Below are 13,367 nucleotides of genomic sequence, written 5' to 3'. Positions count from 1 at the left end.
CCCAACCGGTCGGTGCGTTCGCCGGGTGGGCCGAAGCGGTGACGGCCGCCCGTGCAACCCGGCGCGGCCGTCCGGGCGGCTCACCACCGGCCGCCCACGGGCGGGGGGCTCGGCGCCGGACGCTTGCGGACGAAGGCGGACCGCAGTGCGTGGTAGGGCGCGTCGGGGTCGAAGAAGGTCCGGTGCATCTCGGCCAGCTCCGCCGCCCGGTACGCGGCCAGCGGCCGGAGCGCCTCGTCCCGCTCCCGGGTGGCTTTCTTCGCGGCGATCCGCTCCTGCAGGCGCGCGGAGCGCGCCAGCAGTGCGGCGAGCCGCCCGACCTCCGCGCCGAACTCCTGCGGCGCGGACGGGATCACCCGGTCCGCCAGTCCGAGCTGCCGGGCCGCCCGGGCGGTCACCGGCAGCGCCTGCCCGGTGAGCCGGCGCGCGGCGGCCCCGCCCGCCCGGCGCGGCAGCGTGTACGTCCAGTACTCCGAGCCGTGCAGACCCATCAGGCGGTAGTGCGGGTTGAGCAGCACGCCGTCGCGGCACCAGACCTCGTCCGCCGCCAGGGCCAGCATCGCGCCGCCCGCCGCCGCGTTGCCGCCGAGTGCGGCGACCACCAGCCGGTCCGTGGTGGTCAGCACGGCCGCCACCAGGTCGTTCATCGCCTGGATGTTCTCCCAGGACTCCTGCCCGGGGTCGGCGGCGGCCTCGATCACGTTCAGGTGGATGCCGTTGGAGAAGAAGTCCCGTCCGCCGCCGAGGACCAGGACCGAGATGGGGCGGGCGCAGGCGGAGCGGTAGGCGTCCAGCAGCCGGCGGCAGTGCGAGGTGCTCATCGCGCCGCCGGGGAAGGAGAACCGCAGGAAGCCCACCGGACCCTCCTCGCGGTAGTCCAGGTCGGTCCAGGTCCGGCGGCCGGGCGCCGGGCTCAACGGGGCCGGGACCTCGGGCAGTCGGGGGAGCCGGTCGCCGAGGGCCAGCGCGGCGGGCAGCTTGAACGTCGGTGGGCCGCCGGGCCGTCGGCGCGCCCGCAGCTCGGGGATCCAGACCGCACCGTCCACCGTGGCCCGGCAGACGGCACCGGCCCTGGTGGCCAGCAACTCGCCCGGTGCGCCGCGCAGTTCGTCCTCATGGTGGCCGCCGTGCAGGTACCACTCGCCGCCGAGCAGTCCGTCCAGCACGCCGGGCTGCGAGTCCGCCGCCCGGAGGCTGCGCAGCACGGCGGCGGTCGGGTCGGCGGCCCAGTCGATGCGGCGCAGGCCCTGGTCGAAGTACGGACGGGTGTGGTCGGCGGCCTGCCAGGCCGGGCCGCCCTGCGGGAGCGGGACGTGGCTGCCCGAGGCGAACCGCTCCACGGCGAGCAGCACCGCCTCCAGTGCGGCGTCGCCGACCTCGTTGCGGTACAGGTCGCTCTTGGCCGCCGGCGGCAGCGGGCACTCGGCACTGGCCCAGACCGGGCCGCCGTCCATCACCTCGTCCGCCTGGAGCACCGTCACCCCCCAGCGGTCCGCGCCTTCGTGCATCGCCCAGTCCAGTGCGGACGGCCCCCGGTCGCCGGGCGGGCCGGGGTGGACCACCAGGCAGGTGCGGGCGGACCAGACGTCCCGGGGGATGGCTGACTTCAGCATCGGCGCCAGCAGCAGGTCCGGGGCGTGCTCGTCGACGGCCGCGCGCAACTCGTCCTCCCCGGAGCCGAGTTGGACCCTCATCGAGTGCCCGCGCTCGCGCAGCTCGGCGAAGACCCGTTGGCTCAGACTGTTGAACGCGCTCGCAACGAGCAGGATCCGCATCTCGACCTCCGGGGCGCCCGACCTGCTACGGATCGTGAACCACCGCGGTCCGGCTGCGGCCGAGCCCCGGCGGCGAGGTCACCCGATCGGCCGGGGCGCCCCCGCGCGCGGACCGCCCCGGGCCGGGCGCGCACCGGGCCCCGGCGGGCTCCGGTCTCAGCAGGACCCGCAGGCCCGTTCGGCGATGTTGCGGGCCATACCGCCGAACACGGCCGCGTGGAACGGTGCCACCGCCCACCAGTACGCGTGGCCGGCCAGGCCGTGCGGGTGGAACAGGGCGCGCTGGCGGTAGAGCGCGCCGCCGTCGCCGTGCGGGCTGACCGACAGCTCCAGCCAGGCCAGTCCCGGCAGCCGCATCTCCGCGCGCAGCCGCAGCAGCCGCCCCGGCTCGATCTCCTCCACCCGCCAGAAGTCCAGCGAGTCGCCCACCCGCAGCCGGTGCGGGTCGCGGCGGCCCCGGCGCAGCCCGACCCCGCCCACCATCCGGTCCAGCAGTCCGCGCAGTGCCCAGCCGAGCGGGAAGGAGTACCAGCCGTTCTCGCCGCCGATCCCCTCCACCACCCGCCACAGCGCGGCCGGGGACGCGGACACCGACCGCTCCCGGACGTCCTGGTAGAGACTGCCGCCGGCCCAGTCGGGGTCGGTGGGCAGCGGGTCGCTGGGGGCACCCGGCAGCGTGGCGGAGGACCAGCGGGTGGTCACCTCGGCGTCCCTGATCCGTTTGAGCGCGAGCCGGACGGACTCGTCGAAGCCGATCAGGCCGCCCGGCGGGTCGGGCACGTAGTGGGCGAGGTCGTCCTCGGTGCGGACCACCTCGTAGCGCAGCGACTCCACCAGCGGCCGGGCCAGCGAGCCCGGCACCGGCGTCACCAGGCCGACCCAGAGGCTGGACAGCCACGGGGTCAGCACCGGCACGGGGACGATCACCCGGCGGCGCAGCCCGGCGACCCGGGCGTACCGGGCCATCATCTGCCGGTACGTCAGGACCTCGGGGCCGCCGATGTCGAAGGTCCGGTTGACGTCCGCCGGGAGCCGGGCGGCGCCGGTCAGGAAGCGCAGCACGTCCCGCACCGCGATCGGCTGGATCCGGGTCCCCACCCAGCTCGGGGTGACCATCACCGGGAGCCGTTCGGTGAGGTAGCGGAGCATCTCGAAGGAGGCCGAGCCCGAGCCGATGATCACTGCGGCCCGCAGCTCGGCGGTCGGCACCCCGCTCGCCCGCAGGATCCGGCCCACCTCGGCGCGGGAGCGCAGGTGCGGCGAGAGCCCCTCGGCGGGGACGCCCGAGGGCCCGAGTCCGCCGAGGTAGACGATCCGCCGCACCCCGGCCCGGGCGGCCGCCGCACCGAACGCGTGCGCCGCCGCGCGGTCGCGGTCCTCGAAGCCGGGCCCGGTGCCCAGGGAGTGCACCAGGTAGTAGGCGAGGTCCACGCCCTCGAACACCCCGGCCAGGCTCGGTGGCCGGGTCACGTCCCCGGTGACGATCTCGACCTCGGCCCGCCAGGGGAAGTCCCGCAGCCTGACCGGGTCGCGGACCAGGCAGCGCACGGTGTGCCCGGCGGCCAGCAGCTCGGGCACCAGACGCCCGCCCAGGTAACCGGTGGCACCGGTGACCAGGCAGCGCAGCGGGGTGGGCATCGGCTCGGTCATCGCAGCTCCCGGGTGTTCCTGGCGGCTCGGCACAAGGCTTACCGGATCCGCGGCCGGCGACGCGGGCCGGGCGGCTCCGCCGGTGCGGAGGCTGCCGGGCCGGAGCGGCGGCGGACGCTCCGGTCGCCGCTCCCGGAGCATCCGGCCTCCTGCCGGGATCGGCCCGGTGGCGGCCCTGGCTCGTGGCGGCCCTGTCCGGGGGCGCCGTCGGCCGTGGGTCAGCATGATGATCTCCACCGCGGCGCGGGCCCGCACGGCGGTCGACGGGATGTCGTCCATCCGGCGCAGCGGCTCGGCACACCCAGCCTTCCCGTCCCCGGGCGGCCGAGGCGCACCTCGTACCCGCCGTCCGGGAACTCCCCGGCGGCGGCGAGCCGTTCGGGCACCGGGGAGGTGCGGAAGGCCGGCAGCCGGGGAGGTCGGTGGACGGGCGGCACGGTTGGAGGTCCGCCATGTCCGCCATCCGCCCGACGGGCAGGTCACACGCCTGCCTCGAGCGACCGGTGGCCCACGCCGCCCACCGTCGCGCCGTGGACCGGGTCCGTGCGGCCCGGGCCGCCGCCGACCGCGACCAGCGGGCCGCCGCCCAGGCGCACTCACCGGTCTTCGACGAGGTGGCCGAACAGGTCGAGGGCCGCCCGGCTCGCCGACCAGCAGGCCAGGCTCGGCGCCCTGCTCACCGCGCCCGACGCCCGACCACCACCGGCACGGCCACTGCCGGACCGGGCGTCGGCACGGTCGTCCGGTCGCACAGCAGGGGCCAGGCCGGCGTCCTCGCGGCCGGAATGCCGGACCTGCCGCAGGGCCGGACGTACGAGCTCTGGTTCAACGACGCCGGGACCATGCGACCGGCCGGGCTGCTCCCCACCGGTGACGGCTCGCTGCTGCTCACCGGTGCGATCGACGGTGCGCCGGGCATCGGAGTGACGGTCGAACCCGCAGGCGGCTCGCAGCGCCCGAGCGGGCAGCCGGTGATGCTGCTCCCGTTCGTCCGACAGCGGCCGCCGGGACCTGCACGGGGGCGCACCCGTGCAGGTCGCCGCGCCGGACGAAGGCTCCGGGGCGCCGCCGTCGGCCCGACCGGCCGGGCCTTCGTCCTCGGTCCGGTGCTGACGACCGCCCGGTCGGCGTCCGGTAGCGGAAAGCTGCGGTCCGTCGGTGCGGTCCGTCGGTGCGGTCCGTCGGTGTGGTCGGTTGGTGCGGTTCGTCGGTGTGGTCGGTTGGTGGGGTCAGTGGGTGCGGTCAGTCGCCGGGACGGTCGAAGGTGCCGTGGCGACCGGCGCCGGCGGTGAAACGGGCGGCTCCGGCAGCGGTGTCGGCGGCGAGTGAGACGGTGCCGTGCCGCCACTCGTTGGCGATGGCCTCGGCCTCGGTGAGTCCGTCCTGTTCGAGCAGGGACAGGCGGTCGTGGCGGAGGCAGGTCTGCGGGAACCGGGCGAGTTCGGCGGCCAGTTCCTCGGCGGCGGCGCGTTCCCGGCCGATGGGCACCACCCGGTTGGCCAGGCCGATCAGATGGGCCTCCGCGGCATCGACCGGCCGGCCGGTGAGGATGAGGTCCATCGCGCGGCTGGTGCCGATCAGCCGGGGGAGCCGTACGGTGCCGCCGTCGATCAGCGGTACGCCCCAGCGGCGGCAGAACACTCCGAACACGGCGTCCTCCGCAACGACCCGCAGGTCGCACCAGAGGGCGAGTTCGAGGCCCCCGGCGACGGCGTGTCCGGCGACGGCCGCGATCACCGGCTTGGTGAGACGCAGCCTGGTCGGTCCCATCGGTCCCGGGCCGTCGGCGTCGAGCCGGTTGGACCGGTCGGTCCCGACGGCCTTGAGGTCGGCACCGGCGCAGAAGGTGCCGCCCTCGCCCCACAGCACCGCTACCGACGCGGTGTCATCGGCCTCGAAGTCCTCGAAAGCTGAGGCGAGTTGGGATGCCGTGGCGCCGTCGACCGCGTTGCGCGCGGCAGGGCGGGCGAGGATCACCGTCCGGACCCGCCCTGCCTGTTCGACCCTGACCGTCCTGGACTCGGTTGCCACCGGGTGTGTTCCTCTCCTCGGGGAGACGACGGGACGGCAGCGGCCGCCCGTGGGCGCCATCATGCCGCCCGGCCCGCGTGCGGAACAGGGGGTGGCCGCGCGGCCTCCGGCGGGTGGCGACAGCACGACTTCGCCGGGGTTCGCTGCGTGCGCGGTCGGTCGGGCAACTACGCCGACTGCTCGCAGCGTTCGCGTTCGCGTTCGCGTTCGCGTGCGCCGAGGTGCCGAGGCGCCGGAGGGCCGGGACGTCGAAGTGCCAGCGGCGCCGAAAGTACCGGCGCGCTGGAGCGGTGAGCGGTGAGCGGTGAGCGGTGAGCGGGCGGCGGGTCAGCGGGTCAGCGGGCCAGGTGGTCGCGGGGGCCCATGACGATCACGGGGTGGGCGGCGGGGTCGAGCGCTTTGAGGAGCGTCACCAGGTCGGACTGGGCCAGGCTCACGCAGGCGTGGGTGGGGCCGCCGTGGTCCACGTGCAGCCAGACGCCGCCGCCGCGCGACCTGCCCATCGGCTGGCTGGTGTCCAGTGGACTCCGGCCGGGTACCCGGTTGTAGTCGATGGCGACGACGTAGTCGAAGGACCCGTCCAGCGGCTCGCCCTCGAAGCCGTCACCGTCGATGACGAAGGAGTCGGAGCGGTCGTAGGGCAGGGCGGTCCCGGGGTTGGGCAGTCGGCCACCGGCGTCGGTGAGGGTGAAGACGCCGATCGGGCTGTGCAGGTCGCCCACGTGGTGCTGTTCGGTCCAGCCGTCACGGCCGTTGTGGCCCGGCCACGGTCCGCCGGCGGGCGTCCAGTGGCCGGCGGCGTCCGCGGTCCAGAGCCGGACACTGGTGAGGGCGGAGTCCGCGGCATCGCCGGTCGCCACCACCGCCTGCCGGGAGACCGCCGGGAGCTGGGCCAGGGTCTTCGGACCGAGGCCGGTGATGGTGGTCGGCGGCGGCGTGGCGGGGGCGGCCGGTGCGGAGGGCGGGTTGCCGCCGGAGGGTACGGCCTGACGGGAGGGGCCCGCTCCGAGGTCCATGCTCCGCTCGGACCGGGACGCCGAACAGCCGGTGCCGGCGGCTGTCGCGGCGAGGGTGAACAGGCCCAGCAGCACACGGCGGCGGGTGGGACGGGACGGACGGTCGGCAGACATGGTGGAAGTCCTCGGTGAGTGGTGACGGGGGGATGGTGGCCGGGTTGGGAGGTCCGGGTGGTGACGGGCGGTCGGGTGCCGGTCAGCCGTTGGTCGTCGGCGCGGGGATGCCGACCGGGCCGGGTACGGCGGCGGCCTGCCGGACGGCTCTCTCGTCCGGCCGTCTGAGACGGGTGTCGCGGACCGCACCCTGCGGTCCGACGAACTCCTCGAACCCCGCCCGGCTGCCCGTCATCCCGCCCTCGTACGTCCTGGTGTCGACCTCCTGTCTGACACGCGGGGGGAGGGGGTCGCGGATGCAGGCCGGTCGTCTTGTGTGACGCATGTCATGGCGGACTCGCGGCGGGTCACGGCCGGGCCGGCCGAAAGCTTTGCCGAACGGTCGACCAATGGGCGGTTCCGGCTGCCTAGGGTCGGAGCGTCAACCGATGGAGACGGATGCGGTCGGCGGACGACAGGTCGGCCGGTCGCGGGGATGAGGCGTGCCATGGACCCGGTCGACCTGCCGGCCACCGCCACCGGACTGCCCCTGGCGTGGAGTTCGCTCCCGCTCGGGCGGGTCGGGGGCGCCACCGTGAAGGTGCTGCGGATGGGCGCACTGCCGCTCGAACCCGAGCGCCACGAGGACGCCGAGGCGCTGCTGGTCCTGGACGGCCGGCTCGAACTCGACGTGGAGGGCCGCGCGGTGTCGGTCGGGCCCGGTGAGCTGTACCTGGTGCCCGCCGGGGCGGTGCACGCGGTGCGTCCCGGGAGTGCGGGGACGCTCGTCATCGTGGAACGCGACGGTGACTGACGCTCCGCCGGATCGGTCTCGGGCGTGTGGTCCGGATCCGTGTGGTCCGGATCCGTGCGATCGGGGCGCGTGTGCTCGGAGGACTCCTACGGTGCCCGTCGGTGTCGGTGTCGGTGTCGGTGTCGGTGTCGGTGCCGGCGTCGGCTGTCGGCTCGAAGTGTGACGTGTCCGCGCCATTCGAGGTGGGTAGGCAATCGGGACCGCCGCTCCCGGGGCAGTGCCCCGTGGTGGTGCGGCGAAGGTGTCCGTCGACCGGAGAGGGCGGGTCGTGGCAGGTGGCTGCCGCAGCCCCCCGCTCCCGTCGGGCACCCGGCTCCACGGCTCCTCCGTCTCGAAGGGAACTCCCGATGCCGTCCGATCACGTTTCAGACCACCGCCCGGCCCGGCTCCGTGCCTCCCGCAGGTTCCGGCTGGGCGGTGCGCTCGCCCTGGCCGGTGCGCTCGCGGTGACCACCGTGTCCGCCGCCTCGGCACGTGCCGGTGAGCCGGACGGCGGACGGGCGGACCGGCTCGCCGCCGGGGCGGCCGCGGCGGTTGCGCTGGACGGCTGGGACCTGATCCTCCCGGTCGACGCGGCCGGCGGGACCTCGGGCAACCACGCCGCGATCCTGCGTCCCGCCGCCCTGCGCTCCCCCTACCTGACGAGGGAGGCGGACGGCAGCCTCGGCTTCTGGGCGCCGTCCGTCGGTGCGACCACCGCATCCTCGCTGCACCCGCGCACCGAACTGGTCGGGCGTGACAGCTGGACGGTGGGGAACAAGAAGCGGACCCTCGGGGCGAGCGTCCGGGTCGGGCAGGTTCCCGGCTCCACCCACGACGTGATCGTCGGCCAGATCCACGGGGCGGGTGACGACAGCTCCGTCCCGCTGGTGATGCTGCACTACGACGGCGGCGTCATCCGGGTCACCGTCAAGGAGGCGTCCGACCGGTCCACGGTGTACAAGCTGGTCGGCGGGGTCCCGCTCGACACCGCCTTCAGCTACACGCTGAGCGACAACGGCAACGGCACCCTCACCTTCACCGCGCGCGTCGGCACGGGCAGTACGGTCAGGAAGACCGTGCCCGTGCCGTCGGCGTACCGCGGAATGCAGGTCAGGTTCGCGGCCGGCGACTACGAGCAGGCCACCGAGGCACTGCCGTACGGCGACGGTGGCCGGGTGATCCTCGACCGGCTCACGATCGGGTAGCCCGTCGGCGCCGTGGAGCCGACGGGCCGTCCGGCTACCCGACCATGGCGGCCAGTACGCTGCGCCAGTCCTCGCCCTGCTCCGGGCGGAGCAGGGCGGCCAGCGTGTCCGCCCGGTAGCGCCAGGGGCGTCGCAGCTCGGCGTCGGCCTGCGGGTCGGCCTCCGCCCGCAGCTCGACCGTGCTCGCCGAGCCGAGCAACCTCGCCAGCTCGGTGGCGAGTTCGGCCCACGAGAGGTGGCCGGAGACGGCGTTCACCACCCGGCCGTCCGCGCGCCCCGAGCCGTCGGCGCAGCCGAGCACGGCCCGGGCCAGCGCGGCGGAGTGCACCCAGGACGCGCCGTACCAGGCGTCGCCGTACGCCGCGGGGTCGGGCAGCACCAGCGGCTGCCCGGCCTGCGCGGCCTGGAACAGCGCCCCGGTCGAACCCCAGCGGAGCTGGTCGCGCAGCCGCCGGTGCGGACCCCAGACGATCGGCGAGCGGACCGCCGAACCCGGGCCCCGGCCCTGCGTGCCGGCCGCCGCCAGCAGGATCCGCTCGCAGTCCAGCTTGCCCTGCCCGTAGGCGCTGACCGGCAGTTCGGCCGGTGCCCCCTCCGCGACCTCGACACCGGCCGGGCGGCCGTAGGCGTCGATGCTGCTGACGAAGACGAAGCCGCCGCGCCGCCAGGAGTCCACCAGGACGCGCATCGCTGCGACGTCCACCTCGGGCGAGGTGAAGGTGCAGGCCGCGTGGATCACCGTGTCGACGCCCTCCGCCGCCGCCCGCAGGCTGTCGAGGTCGGCGAGGTCGCCCTCCGCCACCTCCACCCCGTCCAGCGCCACCAGGTGGGCGGACTCGGGCCTGGCCAGGGCGCGCACCGGGCGGCCCTGCGCCAGCAGCTCCTGGAGCAGGGCCGCGCCGACGCCACCCGTCCCGCCGGTGAGCAGGACCGTGCCCGCGCGTGCCGGGCCGCGTCCCGGCCGGCCCGGCTGCCGAGCAGCCGCCGCCCGCCGGTCGGCCTCCCGGGTGTCGAGCAGGACCGCCACCGCGCGCGGGGTGCGCTGCTCCAGGATGTCGAGGCCGGTCAGCGGCAGGCCGGTCCGTTCGCGCAGCTGCTCGGCGAGCCGGACGGCGAGCAGGGACTGCCCGCCCAGCGCGAAGAAGTCGGCGTCCGGGTCCGGGCGCGTGCCGAGCAACTCGCCGAAGGCGGCCCGTACGGTCTCCACCCGCGCGCCGTTCGTCGGCGGTGCGCCACACGTGGCGCCCGGCAGCCGGGCGCGGTCCACCGCGCCGTCGGCCAGGCGGGGCATCGCGTCCAGCAGGGTCACCGCCGCCGGGACCAGTCCGGCGGGCAGGCCGGAGCGCAGCCGGATCCGCAGTTCGGTGCCGCCCGGCGCACCGGGGCCGTGGACCACCGCGTACGCCAGCGGCGGCAGCCCGTCGCGCTCGACGACCAGGGCATCGGCCACCGCGGGGTCCGCGAGCAGCGCGGCCTCGGCCGGGTGGGACCGGCCCGGCTCCGCCGGGAGCGGCTCGCCGGGCAGCTGCCCGAGCCGTCGGCCGCCGTCCTCGGCCACCGCCCGCAGCAGGGCGCCGAACCCCGCGAGCAGCTGCCGGGCGGCCGGCTCGCCGAGCGCGTCGGTGTCGTACTGCACCAGGCAGCGCGGCTGCGGGCCGTCCTCGACGAACAGGCCCAGGTCGAACTTGGCCAGCCCGAGGTCGACTTCGACGGCCTCGGCCACCAGGCCGGGCAGCCGCAGCGGGTCCGGCCGGCGGACCACGTCGCAGGTGACCGAGAGCAGGGCGGTGCCGTCCGAGTCCCGGGCGGCCGCGCCCAGGCGTTCGACCACCAGGTCGAACGGGACCCGGTGGTGCTGCTGCGCGGTGAGCAGCGCACCGCCGACCCGGCCGAGCAGCTCGGCGAAGCTCGGATCCCCGGCCAGGTCCGCCCGGATCGGCAGGGTGTTGACGCACAGGCCCACCAGGCGGCGCAGTTCGGGCCGGGAGCGGTGGCCGCTCACACAGCCCAGCGTGAGGTCGTCCTCGCCGGTGGCGCGGTGCAGGGTGGCGAACGCAGCGGCCAGGACCACGGCGAACAGGGTGGCGCCGTGGTCACGGCCGAGCTGCCGCAGCCCGGCGAGGGTCTCGGCGGGCAGCGGCTCGGTGTGCAGTGCGGCGGCACGGGTCCGCGGCCCGGCGGGCGGGCGGCGGGGGAGCGGCACCGGCCGGGCGCCGGCCAGCCGGTCGGCCCAGGCCTCGACCTCGGCGGCCAGCTCGGCCTCGCCGGACCGCTCCCAGCGCGCGAAGTCGGCGTACTGGAGCGGTGGTTCGGGCAGCTCGGCGGGCCTGCGGTCGAGGGCCGCCGCGTAGAGCGTCGCGAGTTCGGCGGCCACCAGGGGCAGCGATCCGCCGTCGACCGCGATGTGGTGCAGGGTCAGCAGGACGGTGTGGTCGTCCGGGGCGTGACGCAGGGCCAGGGCGCGCAGCACCGGACCGGTGGCCAGGTCGAAGGGGCGCGCCGCCTCGGCGCGCAGCAGGGCGCCGGCCTCGTCGGGCGTGGCGGTCACCACCGGGACCGGGACCGGTGCCGGGGGCAGCGGCTCCTGGTACGGGTCCTCGCCCAGCCGGCCGTAACGGGTGCGCAGGACGGAGTGGCGGCCGGTCAGCGCGGTGAGCGCGTCGGCGAGCGCCCCGAGGTCGAGCGGGCCGCGCAGCCGGGTGGCCACCGGTACGTTGTAGCGGGCGCCGCCCTGTCCGAGGCGGTCCATCAGCCACATCCGCTGCTGGGCGTGCGACAGCGGGGCCCGGCCCTGCCCGGTGCTGCGGGGAACGGCCTCGGGGCGGGCACCGGCCGCCCGCTGCCGGGCCAGCCGCAACAGGTCCGCCTGGGGCAGGGTCCGGTCGGTTCGGTTCACCGGGAGCCCCCCGCAGGTGCGTCCGGGCCGCCGTGGGCGGCGAGCAGGGCCTGTTCGACCAGGTCGGCCTGGGCGGCGACGGTGGGATGGGCGAAGAAGTCGGCCAGCGACAGCTCCACGCCCAGGTCCTCGCGCAGGTCGTCGACCACCCACATGGCCATCAGCGAGTGCCCGCCCTCGGCCAGGAAGTCGGCGTCCGGCCGCTCGACGGCCCGGCCGAGCGAACGCGACCAGGCGTCGGCGACGGCCTGCTCAAGCGGCGTCAGGGCGACCGGTGCGGCCTGCGGCGCGCCGGCCGCGGCGGTGGAGTCGGTCCCGGCCAGCGCGCGGCGGTCGACCTTGCCGGCACCGGTGAGCGGCAGGGCGTCCAGGACGGCCCAGACGGTGGGGACGAGATGGGCGGGCAGCCGGTCCGCCAGGTGGGTGCGCAGGGTCTCGGCGGTCGGCCGGTGGCCCTCGGCGGGGACGACGTGGGCGGCGAGCGCGGCGTCCTCCTGCCCGGCGTGCCGCACCACGACGGCCGCCTGAGCGACCTCGGGGTGCAGGCGCAGCGCGTGTTCGACCTCGCCGGGCTCGATCCGGAAACCGCGGACCTTGACCTGGTCGTCGGCCCGCCCGTGGAAGTCCAGGGTGCCGTCGGGGCGGGCGGAGACCAGGTCGCCGCTGCGGTACATCCGGCCGTGGCCGGGGATCTCCCGGAACCGGTCCGCCGTCAGCTCGGGCCGGCCGAGGTAGCCGAGCGCGAGCCGGGCGCCGCCGATCCACAACTCGCCCTGGGTGCCGTGGGGTACCGGGGACAGCTGCTCGTCCAGCACGGCCGTGCTCGCGCCGCCGTACGGGCGTCCGATCGGCACCGGGCCGGTGCAGTCGGCGGCCCGCACCCGGTGCAGGGTGGTGAAGGTGGTGGCCTCGGTCGGCCCGTAGGCGTTCACCAGCGTCAGCCAGGGGAAGGCCCGCAGGACGGATTCGGCGTGCCGCGTCGACAGCGCCTCGCCGCCCACGACCAGGGTCCGCAGCACGCCGAAGAGCCGCGACTGCCGGGCGGCCAGCTGGTGGAAGAGCGCGGTGGTCAGAAAGGCCGTGGTGACGCCGAACCGCTCCACGTCCCGGGCCAGTTCCTCGGGGGTCGGCCGCTCGGCGGGGGAGACCATCACGGCGGCGCCGTGCGCCAGCGGCACCCAGATCTCGAAGGTCGAGGCGTCGAAGCTGGTGGAGGAGTGGAACAGCACCCGGTCGACGGGGCCCAGCGCGATCCCGTCCGGGGCCGTCGCCAGGTCGGTGATCGCGCGGTGCGGGATCTCGACGCCCTTGGGGTGGCCGGTGGAACCGGAGGTGTACATCACCAGGGCGGTCGCCCGGGGCTCGTCGACGGCGGGGTGCGGCGTGCCCGGGGCGCCGTCGTCGCCCTGTCCGACACCGTCGGGGTCCAGGGCCAGCGTCCGGTCGTCCGGGAGCCCCGCCGCGGCCAGCAGGGTCTTGTCGCCGAGGGTGAGGCGCACCCCCGCGTCCTCCAGCATCGCGGCGGTACGCGGGCGCGGATAGGCGGGGTCGAGCGGCACCGCGTGGGCGCCCGCCCACCACACCGCGAGCTGGGCGACCACCAGGCGGGTGGAACGGGCGGCGAGCAGCCCGACGGCACTGCCGGGTCCGATCCCGCGAGCGCCGAGCTCGGAGCCGAGTCGGTCTGCGGCGCAGACGAGTTGACGGTACGTCAGCGAGGTGGTGCCGTCACAGACGGCCAGCGCGTGCGGGTGCCGTTCGGCGTGCCGGGCGATCAGGCCGGGCACGCCGCCGGGTAGGCCGGCGCCGGTGGCGGCCTCGGGTGCGGGTTCGACGAAGACGGGGGAGGTCATGGGAGTTCCCTTCCGGGTGCCCCGGCGTGCGGCCGGGGCACCCTGGTGCGGC

General features: G+C 76.2%; 10 protein-coding genes. 3 read left to right on the top strand and 7 right to left on the bottom strand.

Annotated elements, in window-relative coordinates:
- Positions 1–80 precede the first annotated feature (80 nt).
- The gene (locus ACFC1R_RS29405; protein WP_375943691.1) at positions 81–1,775 is read right to left on the bottom strand and encodes an enoyl-CoA hydratase-related protein; all 1,695 of its coding nucleotides are present in this window, start codon (positions 1,773–1,775) and stop codon (positions 81–83) included.
- A 156-nt stretch (positions 1,776–1,931) separates the two neighbouring features.
- Entirely contained in the window at positions 1,932–3,425 is a 1,494-nt protein-coding gene (locus tag ACFC1R_RS29400) for an SDR family oxidoreductase (RefSeq protein ID WP_375943689.1), read from the bottom strand.
- A gap of 452 nt (positions 3,426–3,877) precedes the next feature.
- Between ACFC1R_RS29400 and ACFC1R_RS29395 the strand changes: the two genes are divergently transcribed.
- A complete protein-coding gene (locus ACFC1R_RS29395; protein WP_375943687.1) occupies positions 3,878–4,717 on the top strand; it encodes an anti-sigma factor in 840 nt (279 codons plus the stop codon).
- On the opposite strand, the gene ACFC1R_RS29390 is transcribed toward ACFC1R_RS29395, so the two are convergent.
- From ACFC1R_RS29390 to ACFC1R_RS29380, 3 genes are all read right to left on the bottom strand, one after another.
- Positions 4,668–5,456 carry a crotonase/enoyl-CoA hydratase family protein gene (locus ACFC1R_RS29390; RefSeq protein ID WP_375943686.1) on the bottom strand — a complete coding sequence of 263 codons (789 nt, stop codon included), beginning with the start codon at positions 5,454–5,456 and terminating at the stop codon, positions 4,668–4,670. The two genes, ACFC1R_RS29395 and ACFC1R_RS29390, sit on opposite strands and share 50 nt — an antisense overlap.
- A gap of 335 nt (positions 5,457–5,791) precedes the next feature.
- Positions 5,792–6,586, bottom strand: coding sequence for a hypothetical protein (locus ACFC1R_RS29385; RefSeq protein WP_375943684.1), 795 nt, complete (start codon positions 6,584–6,586; stop codon positions 5,792–5,794).
- A gap of 82 nt (positions 6,587–6,668) precedes the next feature.
- Positions 6,669–6,821, bottom strand: coding sequence for a hypothetical protein (locus ACFC1R_RS29380; protein WP_375943682.1), 153 nt, complete (start codon positions 6,819–6,821; stop codon positions 6,669–6,671).
- A 252-nt stretch (positions 6,822–7,073) separates the two neighbouring features.
- Here ACFC1R_RS29380 and ACFC1R_RS29375 point away from each other — a divergent pair, with 252 nt between their 5' ends.
- On the top strand, positions 7,074–7,379 hold the full coding sequence (locus ACFC1R_RS29375) for a cupin domain-containing protein (protein ID WP_375943681.1): 306 nt from the start codon (positions 7,074–7,076) through the stop codon (positions 7,377–7,379).
- Between the two features lie 347 nt (positions 7,380–7,726).
- Positions 7,727–8,566, top strand: coding sequence for a polysaccharide lyase family 7 protein (locus ACFC1R_RS29370; RefSeq protein WP_375943679.1), 840 nt, complete (start codon positions 7,727–7,729; stop codon positions 8,564–8,566).
- 34 nt (positions 8,567–8,600) lie between these two features.
- Here the strand turns inward: ACFC1R_RS29370 and ACFC1R_RS29365 are convergent, their stop codons facing one another.
- Together ACFC1R_RS29365 and ACFC1R_RS29360 are read right to left on the bottom strand one after the other, a co-directional pair.
- Complete coding sequence (locus tag ACFC1R_RS29365; protein WP_375943677.1) at positions 8,601–11,462, bottom strand: condensation domain-containing protein; 2,862 nt, start codon at positions 11,460–11,462, stop codon at positions 8,601–8,603.
- Positions 11,459–13,315 (bottom strand): amino acid adenylation domain-containing protein, encoded by a 1,857-nt coding sequence (locus ACFC1R_RS29360; RefSeq protein ID WP_375943675.1) that lies wholly within the window; start codon positions 13,313–13,315, stop codon positions 11,459–11,461. The genes ACFC1R_RS29365 and ACFC1R_RS29360 overlap by 4 nt, the downstream gene beginning before the upstream one ends.
- Positions 13,316–13,367: the final 52 nt, after the last annotated feature.

Source organism: Kitasatospora sp. NPDC056138 (assembly GCF_042264695.1).
GTDB lineage: Bacteria > Actinomycetota > Actinomycetes > Streptomycetales > Streptomycetaceae > Kitasatospora.
Note: the sequence above shows the minus strand (reverse complement) of the source record. Positions and strands in the feature narration are given on the sequence as shown.